This is a genomic window from bacterium (assembly GCA_030685015.1).
GTDB lineage: Bacteria > CAIWAD01 > CAIWAD01 > CAIWAD01 > CAIWAD01 > CAIWAD01.
On sequence record JAUXWS010000067.1, the window covers coordinates 53440 to 75154 of the forward strand.

Genomic DNA, 21715 nt, shown 5'->3' on the forward strand with positions numbered 1-21715 from the left:
GGACAAGCATGGCCTGGACGGGAAAACTGATCGGTGGCGGCCTGGGCTGGGCCCTCTTCGGCCCGCTGGGCGCGCTGCTGGGGGGCGTCATCGGCAACGCCTTCGACCAGAAGGGCGCGACGCGCGAAGTGCCGCCCCACTACTACCGGCAGCGCGATCAGGTGAGGAGCGATCCGCGCTTCGCGGCCAACCCAGCCGGCAACTTCGTGGCCGCCCTCATCGCCCTCTGCGCCCATGTCATCCGGGCGGACGGGCAGACCCGCAGCGAGGAGGTGCGCCAGGTGCGCGCCTTCGTGCAGCAGGCCTTCCCGCAGGATGCGGCCGATCTCATGCAGCTGCTCAAGGTCCTGCTCGAGCGGCCCATCGAGGTGGGACCCCTCTGCGCCCAGATCAGCGCCCACCTGGGCTACTACGAGCGGTTGGAATTGATGCAGCTGCTGCTCGCCGTGGCGCGGGCGGACGGCATCATCAACCCGGCCGAGGCCCAGGCCGTGACGGCGGTGGCGCGGGGGCTGGGCATCCGCGAGCGGGACCTGCGCACCCTCTTCGGGGCGGCCGGCGCGGGTGGGCCGGCCGCGGACGCCTCGCCCGCCGGCCCCGATCCCTACGAGGTGCTGGGCCTGTCGCGGGAAGCAAGCGATGAGGAGTTGAAGAAGGCCTACCGCGAGCTGGCCAAGCGCTTCCACCCGGATCGCGTCGCACACCTGGGGGAGGACTTCCGCGCCTTCGCTGAAGAGAAGTTCAAGACGCTGCAGGCGGCCTGGGAGAGAGTCCGCCGGGAACGGGGACTCTGATGCGGCACATCGTGATCGGCACCGCCGGGCACATCGACCACGGCAAGACCAGCCTGGTGCGCGCCCTGACCGGCATGGACACCGACACCCTGCGCGAGGAGCGGGAGCGGCAGATCACCATCGACCTGGGCTTCGCCTTCCTGGGGGAGCACGCCACCATCATCGACGTGCCCGGCCACGAGCGCTTCATCAAGAACATGGTGAGCGGCGTGGCCACCATCGATTTCGTGCTGCTGGTGGTGGCCGCCGACGACGGCATCATGCCCCAGACCCGCGAGCACATGGACATCCTGCGCCTGCTCGACCTGCGCCACGGCCTGGTGGTGGTGACCAAGGCGGACATGGCCGATCCCGAGTGGCTGGCCCTGGTGCAGGAGGACCTCGCCACCTTCCTGGCGGGCAGCTTCCTGGAGGGGGCGCCGCTCTGCGTGGTGGACTCGCTCTCGGGGCGGGGCATCCCCGAGCTGCGCGCCACCCTGGACGCCGCCCTGGCCGCCCTTCCGCCCCGCGAGGGCCGCGGCCTCTTCCGCGAGGTGGTGGATCGCGTCTTCAACGTGAAGGGCCATGGCACGGTGGTGACCGGCACGGTTCTCAGCGGCGTCCTGCGCCTGGGCGAGGAGGTGGAGGTCCAGCCCGGCGGGCAGCGGGCCCGGGTGCGCGGCCTGCAGGTGCACGGCCTGGCGGTGGAGGAGGTGGGGCAGGGCGATCGCGCCGCCCTCAACCTGCAAGGCCTGGCCCGCACCGACTTGGCGCGCGGCTCCTGGCTGGCCGCCCCCGGCGTGCTGCGGCCCACCACCCTGCTCGACGCCCGCCTGCGCGTGCTGCCGGGGAATCTGCGCCTCAAGCATCGCGACCGCGTGCGGCTCCACCTGGGCACCGCCGAGCTGATCGGCCGCGTGCTGCTCCTGGGGCGCAAGGTCCTTGAGCCGGGCGAGGAGGGTTACGCCCAGCTGCTCCTCGAGGAACCGACGGCCGCCCTGGTGGGCGACCGCTTCGTCATCCGCCGCTATTCGCCCCAGGCCACCCTCGGCGGCGGCGTCATCGTCGACCCCGGTCCACGCCGCCACCGCCCCTCCGCCGTGCAGGTCGTGGAGCGGCTGGAGCGCATCGCCGGCGGGGACTTCATCGACAAACTGGCGGGCCTGCTCGACGATCCGGGACAGCCCGTCTGGCTCGAGGCGGATTTCCGCAGCAAGACCGGGGCCGCCCCGGACGAGCTGCGCGGAGCGCTGGCGGAGCTGGCGGCGGCGGGGCGCGTCCGGCGCTGCGAGTGGGGCAGCCGCGTGCATTGGATCTCGACGGCCCGCTGGAACGAACTCTCGATGCGCCTGCTCAACCGTCTCCAGGAGTGGCACGACGCATCCCCCGAGCTGCCCGGCATGCCGCTGCCGCAGCTCAAGGGCGAGCTCTTCGCCCACCGGGGCTGGCAGAGCTTCGCCCAGTCCCTGCTCGATGAATTGTTGACCAGCCTGGCCGCCGCCGGCCAGGTCCGGCTTGACGGCCGAATGGCGGCGATCAGCGGGCACGAGGCCACGATCAATCCGGAGCTGCGCCGCCGGGTGGACGCCTTCGTCGCCTGGCTGGAAGAGCAGGGCTACGGGGCGCCCCGCCTGGAGGAGATGGCCGCCGCCCTGGCCGTCTCCGTGCCCGAGACCAAGCGCCTGCTGGCCCTGGCCCTGGGCGAGGGGCTGGTCGAGCAGGCCACGGACCAGGTCTTCCTCACCCGGCGCCGGCACGAGGCGGCGCTGCGGGAGTTGGCCGCCCTGGCCGGAGAAGCGGCGGAGGGCTTCACGGTGGGCCAGGCCGGCACGCGCCTGGGCGCCTCGCGCCGTTTCATGGTGCCCTATCTTGAAGCCCTGGACCGGCGCGGGGTCACGGTGCGCGCCGGCAACTTCCGCACGATGGCGGGGGAGGGGACATGAGGAGAGGCAGGATCATGGCGCTGGCGCTGCTGCTGCTGGGGGCGGGCTGCGCAGCGCTGCGGCCGGGACCGCGCGAGGCCCTGCTCGCCGGACGGCCGGACCTCATCGCGCCGGCGGGGGACTCCCTGGAACAGGCTTGGTGGCATTGCCAGCGCGGGGACCTGCGGGCGGCGGGCCGGCTGGCGGGAGGCCGCCTGCCCGAGAGCTGGCTGCGGCCGGCCCTGGACCTTGCGGCGCGGCGTCCCGGGCCGGAGCAGGACTCCCTCGCCCTCCTCCTCCTTGCCCTTTCACCCGAGCCGGCCGCCACGGTGGAGGCCCTGGCCCGCCAGGCCGGCCGGGCGGGACGTCTGCTGCCGGACAGCCTCTTCGCCCGCCTGGACCGCGAGCCGGCCCGCCAGTGGCGGGCCGCCCGCCAGGCCGGCTCAACTTCCCTCCTGACAATGCTGATAAAGAATGGAGCGCCGGGACCGCGGCGGGGGGATTTCCGCATCTTGCTGGCCCGCCCGCTTCAGCCCGACGCCGCCTTCGTGGGCGCTTGGGGACGGCGCCTGGGGCTGGACCGGCGCGACCTGGAAGCCCTCGCCCGGCGCGGGTATTGGGTCCCCCTGGCCGCCTGGTTGGAGGAGCAGCCTCCCGGCGGTCGCCGGGAACGGCGCCTGCAGGCCGAGGCCCTCGCCCAGACCGGCCGGCGGGAGCGGGCTCTCCAGCTCTTCCGCGAGCTGGACGACGGCCGGGACGCGGAGATCGGGCAGTGGGTCCGCCTGCTGGAAGGGCGGCCGGACATGGATGGGGACGAGCGGAACGGGAGGAAACCTTGACCGGCAGGTGGCGGGCAGCGGTCATCCTGGCCCTGGCGGCGGTCCCGGCGGCGCGCGCCGTCCTGACCGGCGTGCTGCCGGCGCCGGGGGGCTCGCTCAGCCCCGGCCAGAACATCCAGCTGACCTTCGCCCCGCCGCTCGGCCTGGTGGAGTTCAATGAGCTGGACCGCCTCATCGAGATCCGCGACGAGCGCAGTGGCCGCCTCTACTGGACACCGGCGGCGGTGGGCAACCCGCCCTACTCCACCGTCTTCCTCATGCCCAACGAGGTGGTCCGCCCCTGGAACCCGGGCGCCATCGTGCGGCTGGAGATGGCGGTGGACAGCAGCCTGGGCGATCCCGTCTCCCTGCAGCCGGCCCACTTCCGCTGGCCCTTGCTCTGCGACGACTGCGAGTGGATCGGGCAGCGCGAGCCCTGGGCCCTGACCCTGCAGGGGCCGGCCAGCGAGTCCCTCGACCTGCTGCCCCTTGACCTGGACCGCGACAACCTGATCGACCTTGCCCTGGCGCGGCGGGAATTGCTGGTCTTCTTCGGCGTGGACACCTGCGCCGCCAACCCCGTCATCCACGGCCTGGGCGGCCTGGGCCTCGACTGGGCGCTGGAGCGCCGCCTCTCCTCCCTCACCCTGGGACGGAGCGGCGCCGGCATGATCCATCCGGGGGAGGGTCTCCTCCTCCACACGGGGGGCCAGGCGGAGGGCGTGCGCGTGCTGGCCCGCACCGGGGCGGACAACAGCCCCGTCTTCACCCAACAGGTGCTGACGGACGGCTCCTACGCCGGATCCCCCAAACTGGCCCGGCCCATCCGCATGGTGCCCGGCCATCTCTGCCAGGACCTGCTGGTGGCCACGCGCGGCGGCGACCTGGTCCTCTTCCCCGCCCGGGACGACTGCGCCCAGATCGAGGCGGACTCCGCCCGCGTCCTGGCCGGCGGCATGGGCGACCCCCTCGACCTGCTCATCATCCAGGGCACGGCGCTGGCGCCCGGCGCTTTCCGCGACTACGTCCTGCTGCTCGAGGCCTCGCCCACGCCCCTGCGCATGCTGGTCTGGAACGGTTCGACCCTGACCCAGGCCTGGAGCGCCCCGCCCGACACCCTGCAGGGCATGGAGCGCCTGGAGCCGTGGAGCGACGGCGACGCGGCGGGCTGGCCGGATCTCATCGCCTGGAACGGGGACGGCCAGGTGGTGGTGGTGAGCAACATCGACGTGGCCAACCAGCGCGCCGCCGTCCACGCCTGGACCTACCCGGAGCCGCTGCGCGACGTGGAGGCGCTCCCCGACGGGCGCGTCGTCTTCGCCGGCTGGTCCTCGCTGACGGTGGCGATGGATCCGCGCACCGGCGAGCTGCAGCCGCTTCTGGCGGAGCTGCCCGCCGCGCCCCGGCGCCTGCGCGCCTACGACGTCAACGCCGACGGCGGCCATGACCTGGCCCTGCTCTATCAGGACGGCCGCCTGGACATCCTGCTTGACGAGCCGGTGGGCGCCGCCCGCCTCGAGCTGCCCACCCGTCTCGAGTGGCGGGAGGTGGCGGCGGGCGACACCCTGCGCGAGACAATCACGCTGCGGCACCGCGGCCATGCCGGCACGATGGTGGTGGATGTGTCGGCCCCGCCCGCCCATCCCGCCTTCCCCTTCTCCTGGGATGACCTGCCCCCCGCCGCCCTGCAACCCGGCGACAGCCTGGCCGTGGAGCTGCGCGTGCACCCCGCCCTTCCCCTGGACAGCTGCTGGAGCCAGGCCCAGTTCAACGCTTGGTGGAGTTTCCCCGACTGCCCCGGCCAGGTGGGACAGGCCTGGACGGTCCTCTGCCTGCAGGCCGGACTGGCGGCTCCCGTGGCGTCCGTGGACAGCCTCGACCTGGGGGTCGACTGCGGCGGACATGCCCAGTGCGAGCCGGAATGCCCCGCCGCCGACTTCTGGCTGCGCAACACGGGCACGGCCGTGCTGCGGCTCGGCCAGCCCATGTTCGAGGCCCATCCCGACGACTCCCTCAGCGCCCCGGAGAGCTTCTGCCTGCTCGAGTGGCCATCGGCGCCCATCGCCGTGGGCGACAGCGCCCGCCTGCGCCTCTCCTTCTGCCCGCCCATGACCGGGCCGTGGCCCTGGCGCCAGGGCGCCCTGCTCGCCCTGCCCACCAACGCCCCGGGGGCGGACAGCCTGCTCATGCTGCCCGTGCTGGGTCTGCTCAGCTGTCCTTGGGCGGCCGAGTTCACGGACGATCTGCCGCCCATGACCGAGGACATCGCCGCCTGGCTGGACCTGGCGCCCATCATCCGCGACCTCGATGACGAGATCGCCACCCTCCAGCTGACGGTGCACGGCGTGACGGGAAGCGGGGGCCTGCCCGCCGACAGCCTGCTGACCGTAACGGGGCAGGACGGGCTGCGCCTGCATTTGCGCCCCGGACGCGACGTCAACAGCCAGCGCTTCCCGCAGCTGGGCCTGGACCTGGAGTTGCTGGACGGCTCGGGCAACCTGACACGGGACACCCTGCTCTGCCGCATCCTGCCCGTGGACGATCCGCCGGCCTGGGCCGCCCGCCCGGACACGCTGCTGACGGTGCGCGAGGGACGGACCCTCCGCCTTGACTTCACCTGGCGCGAGGTGGACGGCGATCCCCTGGCGCGCAGTTTCGGCCTCTACCGCGACGCCGCCCATCTGCAGCCCGTTGAGGAGCTGGCCTTCGGCGGCGAGGGCCAATGGCGCTACGAACGGCCGCTGGCCGAGGGGGATTCCGCCCTCTTCGGCGGCCGCCTGTGGTGGACCTGCCGGCTGGCCGACCTGGCCGGGACGCAGGGTTATTGGATCGGCGCGGGCGGCCGGCTGGATCTCACCAGCCGACGCGACACCCTGCGCATGACGGAGGACCAGGAGCTGGTGCTCAATCTGGCCGACTGGCTGCTCAGTCCGGGCGAGGATGCGGCGGGCGCCACCTCCCGCCTGCTGGGCATCTTCGGCAGCGGGGATCTGCCACCGGCGGAGGCCCTGGACGTGGAGGACCTGGGCGGCCTGCTCTACCGGGTGCGGCCCGCCCCCGACCTCAACCGCCACCGGGTGCCGGGACTGGGCCTGCTCTTCGAGCTGGTGGAGATGCAGGGCACCCGGCGCGACAGCCTCCAGGTCGCGCTGGCCCCCGTCGACGACGCCCCCCGCCTGGTCGTGCGGCCGGCGGCCGACACGCCGCTGCGCGAGGGCGTGGAGACCATCCTCTCCTGGGAGCTGGCCGAGGTGGACGGCGACGGCTTCACCGGCCACCTGCTGCTGGGCCACGACGCCGCCTTCAGCGACACCCTCCTCCTGGCCGGGCTGGATCCGGACCAGACCGGCCTCACCCTGGCCTACCGCCCCGAGGTGGGGGACTCGCTGCGCCTGGGCGGCCGCCTGCACTGGCGGGTCAGCGCCGCCGACCTGCCCCCCGGGGCGGGCCTCCTGCACGTCCAGGAGGCCATCGCCATCACCCAGTCGCCCCAGGACCTCCGCCTCAACCTGGCCGCGGCGCCGCGCCAGACGGCGCACCACGGCGACACGCTGGCCCTGGCGGCGCGCATCTTCTCGGCCACCGGCTACGTGGGCGGACTTGTCCTGCGCCTGGAGCAGGACCTGCAGGAGGTGGCCCGCGCCGACTGGCCCTGGACCGACCTGGCGGCGGGGGAGGCGATGGACACCACCCTCGTCCTGGTCATGCCGCTGGGCGGGGCCCGCAGTTGCTGGGTCCTCACCCTCCATCCCGCCAACCCGGCGGAGGATCCGGCCAACAACCGCCTGGAGGAGTGCGTCGAGCTCTCGCGCGAGCCGGTGGGCGTCGAGCGCGCCGCCTTCTCGCCCAATGGCGACGGAATCAACGACCAGCTGCGCTTCCTCTTCGGGGCCCATCCGCCGGCCCGCGGCTTCCGCGTGGAGATCTTCGAGGCGGGCGGGCGGCGGGTCGTCGCCCACGACCTGGCCCCCGGCGCCCAGGAGTGGTCCTGGGACGGCCGCTCGGGCGGCCGCGAGCTGCTGCCCGGCGCCTACGCCTGGATCCTGCTGGACGGCGAGCGGGTGCTGGCGCGCGGCCAGCTGGGGGTGGTGCGATGAAACACCTGCTGCTGGTCCTCACCCTGTTGTGGTCCGCCAGTGGAGCCCGCGCCGAGCTGCGCTTCCCCGGCAACCCGGCCTTCGTGGAGCGCGCCGACGCCATGCGCGTCAACCCGGCCCTGGCCGCCTGGCAGCCCCTGGCCTTCACGGCGGACTGGCAACTGCTCAACTCCGGCCTGGCCGGCGGCCCGGCCGCCATCGGGCAGGGCGGCTTCCAGCTGAGCGCGCCCCGCTACAACCTGGTCCTCCTCGCCGACCTGCGCGACACCGACCTGCTCGCCGAGAGCGAGATCTGCCTGGACTGGGGGATCGCCCTGCGCCCCAACCTGTCGCTGGGCCTGGAGGCGGGTCTGCGCCGCTTCGGCTGGAATCGGGACCGCCTGGGGGCCGATGTGCTGGACGATCCCGTCTTCCGCGACGGCCTGGACCGGCTCCAGCCCGTGCTGGGGGCCGGCGCCTTCTGGTCGCCGCTGGTGGGTCTCAAGGCGGGCCTGGGTTTGAAGCGGCTGAACCGGCCCAGCCTCTCCCTTGTCTCCGGCGCGCCCCGCGCCCCGGTGCGCGGCTACGCCGGCGTGGCCTGGAGCGGTGAGCAGCTCAGCCTGGGCCTGGCCGTGGACAACCTGCGCCTGCAAACCACGGGCGATGGCCTGGCCGACGAGCTGGGGCGCGATCTCCAGCCCAGCCTGCAGGCCGGCTGGCGCGCCCTGTCCGAGCTGGACCTTCACGCCGACCTGCGGCGCGAGGGCGTCGCCCTCGAGTTCGCCGCCCGGCCGGGGGGCGGACACGAGGTGGCCTATGCCTACACCTTGCCCCTGGGCGAGTTGGCCGACCGCTCCGAGGGGAGCCACCGCCTCTCCTGGCGCTACAGCCTGGGCGGCGCCTTGACGCCGGGCGGCCCCGACGCGCTGCGTCCCTCCACCCTGCCGGCCGACCGCTGGCGGGAGGGACCCTCCTGGCTGGACGCCCTGCGGCGCCGCTGGCGTCCGGAGCGCGCCCCCCTCCTCCTGACCAGCCGCAGCCATGCGATCGAGACGGTGGAGTTGCACCTCCACGTGGAGCCCGCCCTGCTCGAACGCCTGCGCCAGATCGGCACCGACCCGGCCTCCCTCGCCGCGGCGGGCCTGGGCGGCGACGGGCGCGCGCTGGCGCCCGGACAGTCGGGCGTGGTGCGCGGCACCTGGTCCGGCGCCTGGTGGGAGCTGTCGGGCTGGCTGGAGCGCCTGGCCTGGGAGGAGGGCCTGCGGCCGGTCATCCATGTGGGCAAGCGCGAGGAACGCCTGGAGGACCTGGCCAACCTGCTGGGGGCCACGCTGGAGGTGCAGCCCCTGCCGGCCCTGCCCCGCGACGGGCGCCTGACCACGCCGGACAGTCTCTGGCTGGATCTGGCCCTGCCCGAGGAGCTGGCCCGGCTGGCGGGAGGCTGGCGGCTGCTGGCCCGGCTGCCGGGGGCGGACTACAAGATGGACGGCCATGGCTTCGCGCCGCCGGCGCGGCTGGCCGTGCCGCTGGCGGGCTTCACCCTGGTCCCGGGCGAGGCCCACTTCCGGCTGGAGGTCGAGGATCGGCGCGGTCGCCTGCTGGCGGTGCGCGAGTTGAACGTGCCGGTGGTGCGCCGCGTGCGCAGCGTGCGGCTGAGCGAGCAGCCGGCCGGGGCCGTGCCGCCCGGCGGGGTGGACGGCATCCGCATCCACCTGAGGGAGGAGTGACCGCGCCGCCCGCGGGCGGCGGGTCGAGGACAAGCGCATGGACAATCACATCTGGAAGAAGAGGTGTCCGATCATGCTGAACGACCTGCGTCGCGGCGCAAGGGCCGCCGGGCTGACCCTGGCGCTGGCGGGAGCGCCCGCCGCCCTGGCGCAATCCCCCCTGGAGAGCGCGCCGGCCTCCACCATGCCCGTGCTGGAGATCCTGGCGATGGGCGGCTGGATCATGTGGCCCATTTACGCGGCCTTGGCCGCGGGGCTGGCCCTCAGCATCTCCCGCTTCCTCATGATCCGCCTGGACCAGGGGCGCGAGGCCCCGCTGCAGGAATGGAGCCCCTGCGCCAAGAGCGCGGCCGACGCCCTGCAGGCGCTGAAGGGCTTCGAGAGCGGCACGCTCAGCCGGGCCGCCCTCGACATGCTGACCCAGTTCCGGGCCACGCGCAACCCCGAATCCATGAGCGCCCAGATCGAGCGGCACCAGACGGTGCGCCAGGACTGGTTCAAGCCCTACCAGAACTGGCTCTTCTTCCTGAGCGAGAGCGCCGGGGCGCTGGGCTTGCTCGGCACCGTCCTGGGCATGTTCCAGACCTTCTTCGGGGGGACGCTGGACAAGGACAAGGTGCTCCACGGCATGGGCCTGGCCCTCATCACCACCCTCACCGGACTGGTGGTCAGCCTCATCCTCAATTTCACCATGACCGTGGTGCGGAACTACTTCGACCGCAGCCTGGACCGCCAATTCCAGAAGCTGACGGAGATCCGCCAGGCCATGCTCGAGGCGGGCGCCCTGACGGAAACGGAGCGGAAGAACTGAGGATGCGATGCTGCGCCTGATCGACATCGTGCTCATCCTGCTCTTCGGGTTCATCTCGATCAGCCACTTCGACCGCGGGCTGGAGGTGGACCTGCCGCGGGCCGGCCATCTGCCGCGCCTGCAGGCGGATTTCGAGAATCTGGTCCTGATCAGCCTTGACGAGGCGGGCGGCATCGTCTGCGGCATGGAGCGCCGTCCCGCCGCCGGCGAGGAGGAGCTGCGCGCCTGGCTGGCCGGGGAGAAGGCGGCCGGCGCCGTCCAGGTGCGGCTGCGGGCGGACCGCGCCCGGCCCTCGGCCGAGGTGGCCCTGGTGCGCGACCTCTGCGCCGAGCTGGACTTGGGCCTGACCCTCGAGGTGATCCGCCAGCGCGAGGAGGAGCGGCCGTGACGCTGAAGCGGGGCTACATGACGCGGTTGATCGACGTCACGCTGATCATCCTCATCGGCTTCCTCGCGGTGGCCGATCTGGACGACCGCGCCGCCCTCCAGCTGCCGCGCGGCATCAGCGAGGCGCTGGACACGCTGGACCTGGGCCAGCGCCGCCTGACGATCACGGCGGCCGGCCCCGCGCGCTTCCTGCTCGAGCTGCAGAGCGCCACCGGGCTCAACCGACCCCTGGGCGCCGTGAGCGGGGCCGACACCCTGCGCGCCGTGCTGCTGCGCCTGAAGAGCGAGCACGGCCTGGGCGCCGCCGACGTGGAAGTGCTGGCCCACGCCCCGGTGCAGACGGCGGTGGACGCCGTGGACGCCTGCGACCTGTGCGAGCTGCCGCGCGAGATCCGTTTCCAGCGCCGCTGGACGGAAGCGGCCGACGGGCAGGGGGAAGCGCCGTGACCGCCTGCGACCAGCGCGAGCGCCAAGTGCGCCTGGCGGGCTGGGGCACCAGCGGCGCCTTCATGCTCGTCCTCTGGCTGATCCTGGCCCAGCTCAGCGTCGACCGCCCGCGCCAGAGCGCGCCACCCACCGAGGAGATGCTGAGCTGGGTGCGCACCATCATTCCCACCCCGGCGCGGGACCAGGTCATGCGGCAGCGGGTCCGTGAACGGCTGGAGCGGCAGCTGACCCGGGTGGCGCCGCGCCCGCTGACGGAACCGGAGCGCGCCCTGGTGCGCCCCCGCCCCGACTTCGGCGGCGAGCGGACGGGCGGCGTGGAGCGCCGTGCCCTGGATCTGCCCAGCCTGCCCGGGCGCGAGGGTGTGCGCGGCCTCAGGCTGGAGCGGGAGTCGGGCGGACGGGCCCTGGCCCCGGAGCGGGAGGGCCTGCGCGGCGGCGGCGGCCTCGACCTGCGCACGGAAGCGGTGGAGCGTCCCCAGGTGCGGGTGGCGGCGGGGGCCGGTCCGCGCGAGCGGGCCCTGGCCATGCCGCGGCAGGGGCTGGACCCGGTGCTGGCCAATTTCCTGGGCTGCCCTTCCCGCGACCTGCCCGGGGCGATGCTGGCCCTGGCCGGCGGCAGTTGGCAGGCCTGGTTTTGCGGCGAAGGGGGCGGCTTGCGCGTCCTGCTGCGACAGGGGGATGATCTGCGGCTGCTGGTGCTGACGGGGGCCGATCTGCACCTGCAGGGCTTCCAGCGCGGCACCGTCTCCCGCGGGCGCGGCGACCTGATCGTGCAGTCGGAGCGGGCCCGGGCGGGAGAGGGGACGGGCCTGCGGGACGGCCTCCTCGAAGCGCTGGAGGAATGGCGATGAATGGGAAGAGAGCTCCCGCCTGGCTGCCGGCCCTGGCGGCCATCCTGCTGCTGGCGCTTGGCCCGCCGCCGGCCGCCGCCCAGACAGGCGGCCAGGGCGGTGGCGTGACCCGGCGCGTGGACGAGATCCTGGCGGGCAGCGAGGGGCAGGTGCCCCGCGTGGGCGCCAAGCGCCGCGCCGAGGCCCGGGCCCGGTTGAACGAAGCCGCCGAGCTGCGGCGCAAGTCGCAGGACCAGGCCTGGGTCGTCTGGCGCCTGGATTCCCTGCGGCGTGCCGGCCACACGGATTCCACCGCCTGGTACGACCTCTACGACCAGGCCCTGCGCCAAGTGCAGGGCGCCCTCAGCCTGACGGGCGACCGTTATCCGGGCGACATGTCGGCCCGGGAGCTGGCCGCCGTCAAGGAGTCCCTGCGGCGGCAGGCGGCCGAGGGCTATCGCCAGGCCCTCGCCACGCTGGAGGCGGCGCTGGCCGCCAACCCCTGGGACGACTCGGTGCTGGCCGCCATCGGCGGCGTGCTCGAGGACCTGGCCCGCCTCTACACCAGCCTCAATTTCCGCGACCGCGCCATCGAGCTGACCCAGAAACGCCTGGCCCTGGACGCCTCCAACTATTTCGCCCACTGGGACCTGGCGGACCTGCTGCGCGCCGCCGGCCGGCGCGAGGTGGCGCTCGAACGCTACCAGAAGGCCTGCCGCGCCCTGCGCGCCTTCGCCTGGGAGGACGAGGGTGGCAGCGAGGAGCGTCCGGTGGGGCGGCGCCGGCAGGATCTGATCCTGCTGCTGCGCGAGCGGGTCTCCCTGGCGATGGAGCTGCAGGACGAGGCGGAGTTCCGGCGGGCGGTGGGCGAGTGGGAGCCCCTGGCCGAAGCCTCCGACCAGAAGGAGCTGACCGAGCTGAAGCGCTGGCTGCAGCGGGGCGGCGGCAGCCTGGGCCAGGCCCTGCGCATCGACCGCGCCTGGAAGCTGATCGAGCAGGGGCGCGGCATCGAAGCGCGCGAGCTGCTGCAGAAGGCGGTGGAGGAGAGCGGCAGCCCGACCGACCGCGCCCGCAACACCCTGGCCCTGGCCGATCTGGAGTTCAGCCGCCTCGACCTGCAGGAGGTTGGACTGGAGCGGGTGCGCTCCCTGTTGGCCTCCGGGGACCTGGGCCGGGGCGACAGCCTGCGCGCCGAGGCGCTGGACTCCCGCTCCCGCATGACCCTGGAGCTGTCCGCCACGCTGGAGGAGGAGGATCCGCAGCGCGCCTGGACCCTGCTCGAGGAATGCCTGGCCGAACCCGGGCGCTGGGAGGCGGCCCTGGCCCTGCGCCTGGCCGGCCTGCTGCTCAACCGGCCGGAGGAGGCCCTGGCCTGGCTGCGCCGGGCGGAGGCGGCCTGCCGCGGCGGCGCTTGCCGCGCCGAGGAGCAGGTCGAGCTCCATCACCTGCAGGCCGAGGTCTACCGTCGCCTGGGCCGGTCCGAGGAGGCCCGCGAGGCCATGCGCCAGGCGCGGGAGCTGAGGCCATGAGCGGGCGGCGGCCTTGGCGTGGGCGGCCGGCGGCTCCGGCCCTGCTGGTCCTGGCGCTGCTCTGGCCCGCCGCCGTGCGCCCGCTGGGGGCGGCGGGGCCGCAGGTGGAGGCGCGCATGCTGCTGACGGCGCGGGTGGAGGATCCCGTGCTGGTGGAGCGGATTCTTGACCAGCAATTGCTGGACCTGGCGGCGGACCGCGTCGACGCCCTCGAGTTGACGGACCTGACGAGCGACGGCTTCGGCGAGGGGGATCTCCTCGTCGCCCGCCCGGGCGGCCAGACACAGCTCCTGCGTCCCCTCAGCCGCGAACTGCGCGAGACCCTGGCCGGCTGGAGTTTCGCCTCCCACCATGAGATCCATGCCTCGGCCGGTGTGCGCGAGGAGGACCTGCGCCGCCTGGAGCAGCCCACCGCCTCCATGCTGGCCGACCTGCTGGCCGCGGCACGGCGCCATCTGGGCCTCTCCCGCTTCGAGTTGGCCCTGGACGTGGCGGAGGGCGGGCTCACCCTGCGCGTCTGGGATTATCCGGGAGACAGCCTCTACGCGCGGCCCGGCGGCGAGGGCCGGCGCGTGATGGACGTGGTGCAGATCCTGCGCCAGGATACCACCTACGTTGTCGATCGCGTGCTGCGCGACCTGCTCATTCTCGAGAGCCAGGTGGTGGACACCGTCTACCTGCAAGCCCGACCACGCCCATGAGCGCGCGAGCCGGCGCCCTGCTGCTCCTGCTGGGGATGGCGGCCACCACCCAGGCGGCCACAACCGTGCAGGTCCAGGGCTGCGACAGCCTGCGCCTGGTCGGGGCCCATCCCGGCTGGCAGTGGCTGGAGGCGGACGAGGGGGAGGGCTTCCTGCCCCTGGCCGACCTGCCCGCCGACGGCGCCTTCCGCCTGACCCGTCCGCTGCCGCCCCATGGCCGCACCATCGCCTGGCGCCCCGCCCGCCTGGACGCCCAGGGCCTGCCCGACTACGGCGACGAGGAACTCTGGAGCCGGCCCTTCCCGCCGCTGGAGGCCCGGCTCAACGGCGACCGCCTGAGCGGACGGGTGGCGGAGGACGGATCCTGCCCGCGGCCGGACCTGCTGCTGCGCATCGAGCGGGACGGGCGCGTGGTCGATCTGCTGCGCCTGCCCGCCGGTCCCGAGTTCAGCCTGAACCTGGCCGGCCGCGCCTACAGCGCCCTGCGCCTCTCCTGGAGCGGGCAGGATTGCGCCCTGCGCCTGGAGCGGCCCGGCCAGCCGCCGGCGGCGGCCTTGCCCTTCCTGCCGGCGGAAGAGACGCCGGCCGCCCCCGACCTGCTCGCCCTCGAGGAGGAGACCCTCCTGCTGGGCAGCGCCCTGCCCCTGGTCATCACCCAGGGGGAGGGGCGGCTCGAGCCGGCCGGAAGCGGGCGCTGGCGTCTGCGGCCGGGGCGCGGACCCCTGGCCGTCGCCGCCCAGGATGCCCGCGGCGTCCGCTCCCTGCCCTTCCTCTGGGAGGGCGAGTCCGATGAGGCGCGGCCCCTCGTCACCCGCAGCGGACCCGGCTCCCTCCATGTGAAGGCCCCCGCCGGGGCGGAGGGCCTCGCCCTCGCCTGGCTGGACGGCCGGGGCCGGCAGGGCCGCGCCCAACTGGAGGCGGAGGGATTGAGCCTGGAGGGCCTGGGCGGCCTCTGCCGCCTGCAGCTCCTGCGCGGCGATGAGCCGGTCTGGAGCCAGACAGTGGACCTGGAGTGGCCGGCGCCTCTCGGCCTGCGGCCCTCCTCTCGCAGCGACACGCTCCTCTTCCTGGAGTTGGAGGATCCCCGTGGCTGGAGCGCCAGCTGGGAGCTGGAATGGCGGGAGGACGGCACCCTCCGTCGGCAGCCCCTGGCCGCCTCGCACCAGCTGCGGCCTGGCGAGGCCGACCAGATCTGGCTGCGCTGGCGCGCAGGTTTGCCGCCCGCCCAGAGCCGCTGGTCGTCCTGGCACAGCTTGTCGCTGCAGCCCGATCCGCCCCGCGGCCTGCGGGCCCGCCCCGCCCCGGGGGGCATCGCCCTGGCCTGGGAGCCGGGTCCCTGGCTGCAGGACCGCCTGGAGCTGCAGCGGGTGGCGGCGGGCGACACGCTGCGCAAGGTGCTGCCCGCCCAAGCGGGACAGTGGCTGGACGCGGCCCCCGCCGACCTGGTGGTCGAGTACCGCCTGCGTTCCCTTTGCCATCGCCGCGCCAGTGAGTGGAGCGCGCCCCTCCACGGCGCCCGCCCGCTGGAGTGGCCGGCCGGCGCCGGCCCCCGGCTGGCCCGCCGCGCCCTGTCGCTGGCCGAGTACCAGGCCTATGCCGACGAGACGGGGCGCGAGCTGCCGCCCATTGCGGAGATGGCGGAGGGCTGGTCGCCCTCGCTCCGGGCGGACCGGCGCCTGACCGGGCTAAGCCCGCGCGAGGCCATGGCCTACGCCAATTGGCTGAACGAGCGGCTGGGGATGGACGGGCGTGGCGACCCCGCCACCGGCCGCTGGCTGCCCGGTCGACGCGGCGGCTATCGCCTGCCCCAGCACGAGGGCGAGCTGGGTGGCGGCGATGCCGTGGAGCGCTGCTGGCTGCTGGGTCCGGATGGTGCCCGCGCCCCGGGTCGCTCCCTGCTGCGGCCGGATGGATCCAGCCGGCGCCTCTACAGCCTGGACGCCCGCCAGCCGGACGTGGGCGCGGCCTTGGTGCTCGACACCAATCCCCAGGGGACGGCTCCATAGGAAGCGCGACCGGCCGGTGGTCGGGTGGGAAGAATCTGCTTCCTGTTCCATTTCCTGGGGGATCAGCCCTGCAGCAAGCGCCAGGAGCGCGCCGCGAGGTCCACGTAAAGACCCTGGCCGCGGGCGAGGCCCGGTGGCAGAACTCCCGGCAAGCCAACATGCTCGGCCAGCAGGGAAGGCAGGGTGGCGCAGATTTCGAGATGGGTGATCACGACCAGCAGATCCACATCACGACCCCAGGCTTCCATGCGGTCAAGCAGCCACCATGGATCATTCTCCCAACTATCCGGCGCGCCGTCCGGTCCACTCCACAGGCGGCGTTCTTCCAGGGGCCCGGAAAGGCCCAGGAAGGAGCAGACTAGAGAGGCGGTCTGCCGGGCGCGGGGGGCCGGACTGGTCACCACCCGGGGCTGCCGCGGCGTCGGCTCCAGGTCGCGCAACTGGCGGCCCAGCGCCGCGGCCTGGCGCTCGCCCAGGGGGGACAGGTCGCGACCCGAGCTGTCTCCGTGGCGGAGGAGCGCCAGGCGGGTCACTTCAGCCTCCCGGGTGATGCGGGGTCGTCCGCGGATGTGCCCGGGCCGGTCTGCCCGGGCAGACGGAAGACGAGGATCCCTCTCTTCCACGCAGGGTGCTCCGCCAGGGGCTCCAGGCGGACCCGCATGGCGCGGCTGGAGGCGTTGAGCAGCATGACGCGGCCCTCCTCGCGCACGATGATTCCCACATGGGTCACATCCAGCCCGGGCTTGGCCGCCCATAGGCCGATGAGGTCGCCGTCGCGCAGGCTGTCCAGGGTGCCGGCGGCGGGCGGCACCCACCACAGCTCCTGCCGGCGGCAGGGCAGACCCTTGACCCAGGGCTTGGCCGCCCCGCGGTTGAGATCAAGCACGCGCCGCTCGCTGCCGCGGAAGGAAGGGCCGGCGTCGACCAGGCGGGGGCCGGAGTCCAGCCAGTCCCCGAAGAAGTGGTGGCGCTCCAGATGGTTGGCGCGTCCGTGCCGGAAGCGCACCTGGAGCAGGGCGCGGGCCAGGCTGTCGGCCCGTCCCGCCCCCGGCCGTCCGGCCAGGGTGTTGCCGGCCAGCAGCCACTCGAGCAGGATCATGCAGTCCACCTGCTCGAGGCTGAGCACCAGCCCGGTGGCGGGATCCTTCGGTCCCCGCAGGGCGCCCTTCAGGTAAGGCGTTCCCAGCAGGCCGCGCCCCAACTCCACCAGCGTGGCGGGACCCGGTCCGGGCAGGGCGGCGGCGCGGGCGGCGAAGGCTTCCACCGAGGTCTCCGCGGCCAGGGCCGGCGCCCGGAAAGGCAAGAAGGCCGCCAGGCCCAGGAGGAGGACGAGCGCCGCCCGGGCGCCCGTCCAATGATCGATGTCCATTCGATCCATCCTACTGCAGCAGCATGAGTTTCTGCGTGGCCGCATGGCGGGCGCCGTCCCGCGTCTCCAGGACAAGGCGCGCCAAATAGAGGCCGCTGGCCAGGCCCGTCGGCTGCCAGCTGAGGGAGCCGCTTCCGGCGCCCACCTGGCGCGGCTCGAAACTCGCCACCCGCTGGCCGGCCAGGTTGAAGACCTCGCCGCGCAGGGAACCGGGCACGCGGCTTTCCCACACGAGGCGGGTCGTCGGGTTGAAGGGATTGGGCTGCGCCCCCGCCAGGCTGAAGAGGGAGCCGGGCCGCGCGAGGGCCGGCGGCTCGACGGAGGTCTCGCCGCGGCTCCAGGCAACGAGGCGCTCCAGGGTCTGGTTCAGGGTGAGGCCGTTGCCGATGGGAGCCACGCCCTCCAGGCCGAAGCCGAACACCATCAGCCCGCCGTCGCCGCAGAACAGCTCCTCGGCGGCGCTGCCCGTGGCCAGGTTGTGGTAGGTGGCCTGGGGCGCCATGCAGTCCAGCAGGCCGCTGATCACATCCATCTCGCTCTGGTTGCCGGCGCCGCCATTGAACAGGTATAAGGTCCGATCCGCGAAGATGCCGCCCGCCGTGCCCACCGCGGCGTTGTTGTCATAGGAGGGGTTGAGCACCTCCACGCCGCAGTGCGAGGCAAGGGCGGCCGCGTCCTGGGCGTCGGCGAAGTTCTGGCCGGTGAAGACGAGATGGCCGCCGCCGTCGACGTAGTCCGACACCACGGCCCATTCGCCAGCCGCGAGGGCGCGGCGGTTGTTTCCGGTCATCCACACGACCAGCCCGTAGCCGGTCAGGTCGGCGGGCAGCTCCTCCGTCGTCACCGTGACAAAGTCGATGGCGCCGCTCATGGCGTCCTCGAACCAAGTCTGGTAAGAGGCGCCACCGTCGTCGTCCACCAGCAGCACCTCGGGATGGCCGGCGGGGAAGAGCCAGGAACGGACCAGATCGCCTCCCTCCCAGGCGACGGAGAGGGCCACGTTCACCATGCCGCTGAGGCCGGCCTGGGTCGAACCCTCCACCAGGAAGGCGGCATTCGCGGCGAAGCCCAATCCCGGGTGGGCGGGAATGGGCAGGAACTCCACGCCGGGATGGGTCGATTGGACGCTGAGCTGCAGCGGCCCCGAGAGGGCGCCCATGTTGGCCAGCTCGAAAGCGAAGCGGAAGGCGCCGCCTTCCGGCAGGCGGTCCAGGGGCTGGCCGGCCCCGTCCTCCAGATGGCCGTTCGTGACGACGATCTGCGTGGGCGGCGGCGAGGCCAGCTCCGTGACCTGGCGCAGGATCCAGCGGTCGGGATCCAGATCCACGTCCACCGGGGCGGAAGGCAGCAGGAGCTGGAAGCTCTGCGCGGCGCGGTCGTTGAAAAGGACGAAGGTCTCGCTGCCGCCACCGGCAAAGGTGACGCGCAGGTCGATGGGCATGGTGAAGGTCTGGCGCGCCGGCACCTGGGTCTGGACGAGGGCCACGGTGAGCAGCTGCCCGCCGCCCTGGGGCTCCACCGTCCAGTGGTAGGAGTAGTTGGGCCAGTACTCGCCCATGATCCACTGGTCGAAGAACCAGGAGAGGTCGTCGCCGTGCTCGGCCTCCATGAAGGCGCGGAACTCGTCGGTGTCGGCCGTGCGGTGGAAGGCCCGCTCGTTGGGCCCCAGGTAGGCGTGGACGGCGGCCCAGAAGGCCTCTTCCCCCATCACGTGACGCAGCATGTGCACGACCCAGCCACCCTTGGCGTAGCTCAGGTTGCCGTCGAAGATGTTGTCCGTGTAGGGGTTCTCCACGAAGATGGTGCCCGGTCCCCAGTAGGCCTCGTAGCTCATGTACTCGTGGAGGGCGTCCTGGCCCAGGAAGTGTTCGAAGTAAAGGGCCTCGCTGTAGGTGGCCCAGCCCTCGTTGAGCCAGATGTGGTGGAAGGTGTCGCACGTGATCTTGTCCCCGAACCACTGGTGCGACAGCTCGTGGGCGATGACCGCCTCGTTGTAGAAGCCCATGGAGCTGCAAGTCTGGTGCTCCATGGCGCCGCCCCAGGTGTACTGGGCGTGGCCGTACTTCTCGTTCCAGAAGGGATAGAGGCCATACCAGTCCGAGAGCGCGTCCAGGGCCATCAGCCCCGCCGCCAGCACCGTCTGCTGGTCCCCCGTGCTGAGGCCCCAGGACCAGTCGTGCAGGGGCATGCTCACCTCGTTCCAGGTCCAGGTGGTCTGCTGGTGGTTGTACTCCGTCACGCAGAGGGAGACGAGGTAGGTGACCATGGGCCAGCCCTCGAACCAGGTCGCCGTGCGCGTGCCGTCGCCGTTGTCCACGTTGGAGCGCAGCACGCCGTTGCTCACCACGGTGTTGAAGTTGTTGGTGGTGACGCGGATGAGGGTGGAATCAGCCTTGTCGCGCGTGTCATCCTTGCAGGGCCACCAGCAGCGGGCGTCGAAGGGCTCGGCCTGGGTCGTGATGGTGTGGACGCCCTGGCCGGTCTGCACGTTGGTGCGCCAGGTGCTGAGCACGCCGCAGCCGCTGAACTGGGCCGTGTAGGCGATCTCCAGCGCGGTCGTCCCGCCCTCGTCCAGCACGTCGGCCAGCTGGACCGTCAGCACCTGGCCGCTGCGCGTGAAGGGAACCCCGACGTTGTCCTGCAGCACACTTGTGATGCTGAGATTGGAGGCGGCGTGGAGCAGCACCTCGGACAGGCCGTCCACGCGGCTGGCCAGGCGCAGGGTGACCACCCCGTTCAGGGCGGTGGCGCCCTGGAAGACCTCCAGGTCCAGCTCGTAGAAGGTGATGTCGGTCCAGGTGAAGGGGTCGTCCTCGCGGCTCGCCTCGGCCACGGGGTCGGACAGGTCGGGACGCAGGCCCTGCTTGCCGTGGATGCAGGCGTCGCGGGCGGCGCGCCGCTGTCCGGGATCTGGCAGGCGGGTACCGGGCGGGCTCCCCTGCCAGGAGACGTGCTCGGACGCGATGAAAGGGGTGTCCGACGCCTGGGCGCGGACCGCATGGATGGGCATGGCCGCCGGCATGACGGCCAGGAGGACCAGCAAACGCAGGGTGGACATGGAGCCTCCGGAAAGGGGGCAGGCCTGGGCCATCCGCCGGATCACCCGCCATCGGTCTGCCTGGCTTGAATGCGGGATCAGGATATGGAAGCCCGCCAGGATCCGCAAGGATTCCTTTCGGGGCGGACCGGTCAACTGCTACGTTGGGAACGCGGTTGACAGATGCGGGAGGACGCCATGATCATCGTGACGGGCGGAGCCGGTTTCATCGGCAGCGCCGTGGTGTGGGAGTTGAACCGCCACGGCGAGGACGACCTTCTCGTGGTGGACCGACTGGGTTCCACCGAGAAGTGGCACAACCTGGTCAACCTGCGCTACCGCGAGTACCAGCACAAGGACCACTTCCTGCAGCGCCTGCACGCCGCCGGACTGCCGGCCGGTACGCGGGCCGTGCTGCACATGGGGGCCTGCAGCTCCACCACCGAGCGCGACGCCGATTACCTGATGGCCAACAACGTCCACTACAGCCGGGATCTGGCGCGGGCCTGCGCGGCGGCGGGCGTGCGCTTCGTCTACGCCTCCAGCGCCGCCACCTACGGGGACGGCGCCCAGGGCTACGGGGATGACGACGGGACGCTGGAGCGCCTGCTCCCCTTGAGCATCTACGGCTACTCCAAGCACCTCTTCGACCTGTGGATGCGGCGGGAGGGTTTGCTGACACAGGCCGTGGGCTTCAAGTTCTTCAACGTCTACGGCGTCAACGAGTACCACAAGGGCGAGATGCGCTCCATGGTGCTCAAGGCCTTCCATCAGATCCGCGAACGCCACCGCGTGAAGCTTTTCGCCAGCCATCGGCCCGGCCATGGCGACGGTGACGAGCGGCGGGACTTCCTCTACGTCAAGGACGCCGTGGCGGCCGTGGTGCGCGCCCTGGAGCCGGACATCCCGGGCGGCATCTACAATCTGGGCACCGGGCAGCCACGCAGTTTCCTGGAGCTGGTCACGGCCGTCTTCGCCGCCCTGGGCCTGGAGCCGGAGATCGACTGGGTGGCCATGCCCCCCGAGCTGCGCGACCAATACCAGTACCACACCTGTGCCCAGATGGAAAAAGCCCGCCGCGTGGGGCTGCCCGTGCCGGCCACGCCGCTGGAGGACGCCGTTCGCGATTACGTGGCAGGCTACCTGGTGCGCGGGCATGCCCATCTGGGTGACGAGGCCTAGCAGCCTGACGAACGCGGCCGCCATCGCCCCGATGGCCCGGACCATCCGCAGCCTTCTGCACATGCAACCGGCATGCGATGCGGAATCCCCAGAACTGGTC

Annotated in this window: 16 protein-coding genes; 13 read left to right on the top strand and 3 right to left on the bottom strand. The window is 72.8% G+C overall.

Going from position 1 to position 21715, the window contains the following annotated elements; translation table 11 throughout:
- The first annotated feature begins 8 nt into the window (after positions 1 to 8).
- From Q8O14_09635 to Q8O14_09690, 12 genes are read left to right on the top strand one after another with little or no spacing between them, the layout of a single operon-like run.
- The gene (locus tag Q8O14_09635) at positions 9 to 794 is read left to right on the top strand and encodes a TerB family tellurite resistance protein (GenBank protein MDP2361000.1); all 786 of its coding nucleotides are present in this window, start codon (positions 9 to 11) and stop codon (positions 792 to 794) included.
- Positions 794 to 2716: a selenocysteine-specific translation elongation factor gene (gene selB / locus Q8O14_09640; protein MDP2361001.1), complete on the top strand. Its 1923-nt coding sequence runs from the start codon at positions 794 to 796 to the stop codon at positions 2714 to 2716. Before Q8O14_09635 ends, selB begins: the two co-directional genes overlap by 1 nt.
- Positions 2713 to 3534, top strand: a complete 822-nt coding sequence (locus Q8O14_09645; protein ID MDP2361002.1) for a hypothetical protein — start codon at positions 2713 to 2715, stop codon at positions 3532 to 3534. Before selB ends, Q8O14_09645 begins: the two co-directional genes overlap by 4 nt.
- Entirely contained in the window at positions 3531 to 7610 is a 4080-nt protein-coding gene (locus tag Q8O14_09650) for a hypothetical protein (protein ID MDP2361003.1), read from the top strand. Before Q8O14_09645 ends, Q8O14_09650 begins: the two co-directional genes overlap by 4 nt.
- Positions 7607 to 9316, top strand: coding sequence for a hypothetical protein (locus tag Q8O14_09655; GenBank protein ID MDP2361004.1), 1710 nt, complete (start codon positions 7607 to 7609; stop codon positions 9314 to 9316). The genes Q8O14_09650 and Q8O14_09655 overlap by 4 nt, the downstream gene beginning before the upstream one ends.
- 37 nt (positions 9317 to 9353) lie before the next feature.
- Positions 9354 to 10127, top strand: a complete 774-nt coding sequence (locus Q8O14_09660; protein ID MDP2361005.1) for a MotA/TolQ/ExbB proton channel family protein — start codon at positions 9354 to 9356, stop codon at positions 10125 to 10127.
- 7 nt (positions 10128 to 10134) lie between these two features.
- Entirely contained in the window at positions 10135 to 10515 is a 381-nt protein-coding gene (locus Q8O14_09665; GenBank protein MDP2361006.1) for a hypothetical protein, read from the top strand.
- Positions 10512 to 10961 (top strand): hypothetical protein, encoded by a 450-nt coding sequence (locus Q8O14_09670; protein ID MDP2361007.1) that lies wholly within the window; start codon positions 10512 to 10514, stop codon positions 10959 to 10961. Before Q8O14_09665 ends, Q8O14_09670 begins: the two co-directional genes overlap by 4 nt.
- Positions 10958 to 11812 carry a hypothetical protein gene (locus Q8O14_09675; GenBank protein ID MDP2361008.1) on the top strand — a complete coding sequence of 285 codons (855 nt, stop codon included), beginning with the start codon at positions 10958 to 10960 and terminating at the stop codon, positions 11810 to 11812. The genes Q8O14_09670 and Q8O14_09675 overlap by 4 nt, the downstream gene beginning before the upstream one ends.
- A complete protein-coding gene (locus tag Q8O14_09680) occupies positions 11809 to 13320 on the top strand; it encodes a hypothetical protein (GenBank protein ID MDP2361009.1) in 1512 nt (503 codons plus the stop codon). The genes Q8O14_09675 and Q8O14_09680 overlap by 4 nt, the downstream gene beginning before the upstream one ends.
- The gene (locus Q8O14_09685; protein MDP2361010.1) at positions 13317 to 14021 is read left to right on the top strand and encodes a hypothetical protein; all 705 of its coding nucleotides are present in this window, start codon (positions 13317 to 13319) and stop codon (positions 14019 to 14021) included. Before Q8O14_09680 ends, Q8O14_09685 begins: the two co-directional genes overlap by 4 nt.
- Positions 14018 to 16027 (top strand): hypothetical protein, encoded by a 2010-nt coding sequence (locus Q8O14_09690; GenBank protein ID MDP2361011.1) that lies wholly within the window; start codon positions 14018 to 14020, stop codon positions 16025 to 16027. Before Q8O14_09685 ends, Q8O14_09690 begins: the two co-directional genes overlap by 4 nt.
- 62 nt (positions 16028 to 16089) lie before the next feature.
- Here Q8O14_09690 and Q8O14_09695 read toward each other — a convergent pair whose 3' ends face one another.
- From Q8O14_09695 to Q8O14_09705, 3 genes are read right to left on the bottom strand one after another with little or no spacing between them, the layout of a single operon-like run.
- Complete coding sequence (locus tag Q8O14_09695) at positions 16090 to 16560, bottom strand: histidine phosphatase family protein (GenBank protein ID MDP2361012.1); 471 nt, start codon at positions 16558 to 16560, stop codon at positions 16090 to 16092.
- Positions 16557 to 17396, bottom strand: coding sequence for a DUF1460 domain-containing protein (locus tag Q8O14_09700; protein MDP2361013.1), 840 nt, complete (start codon positions 17394 to 17396; stop codon positions 16557 to 16559). Before Q8O14_09700 ends, Q8O14_09695 begins: the two co-directional genes overlap by 4 nt.
- 10 nt (positions 17397 to 17406) lie before the next feature.
- The gene (locus Q8O14_09705; GenBank protein MDP2361014.1) at positions 17407 to 20454 is read right to left on the bottom strand and encodes a M1 family metallopeptidase; all 3048 of its coding nucleotides are present in this window, start codon (positions 20452 to 20454) and stop codon (positions 17407 to 17409) included.
- A gap of 177 nt (positions 20455 to 20631) precedes the next feature.
- Between Q8O14_09705 and rfaD the strand changes: the two genes are divergently transcribed.
- A complete protein-coding gene (rfaD, locus tag Q8O14_09710) occupies positions 20632 to 21615 on the top strand; it encodes an ADP-glyceromanno-heptose 6-epimerase (GenBank protein ID MDP2361015.1) in 984 nt (327 codons plus the stop codon).
- The last annotated feature ends 100 nt before the right edge of the window (positions 21616 to 21715 follow it).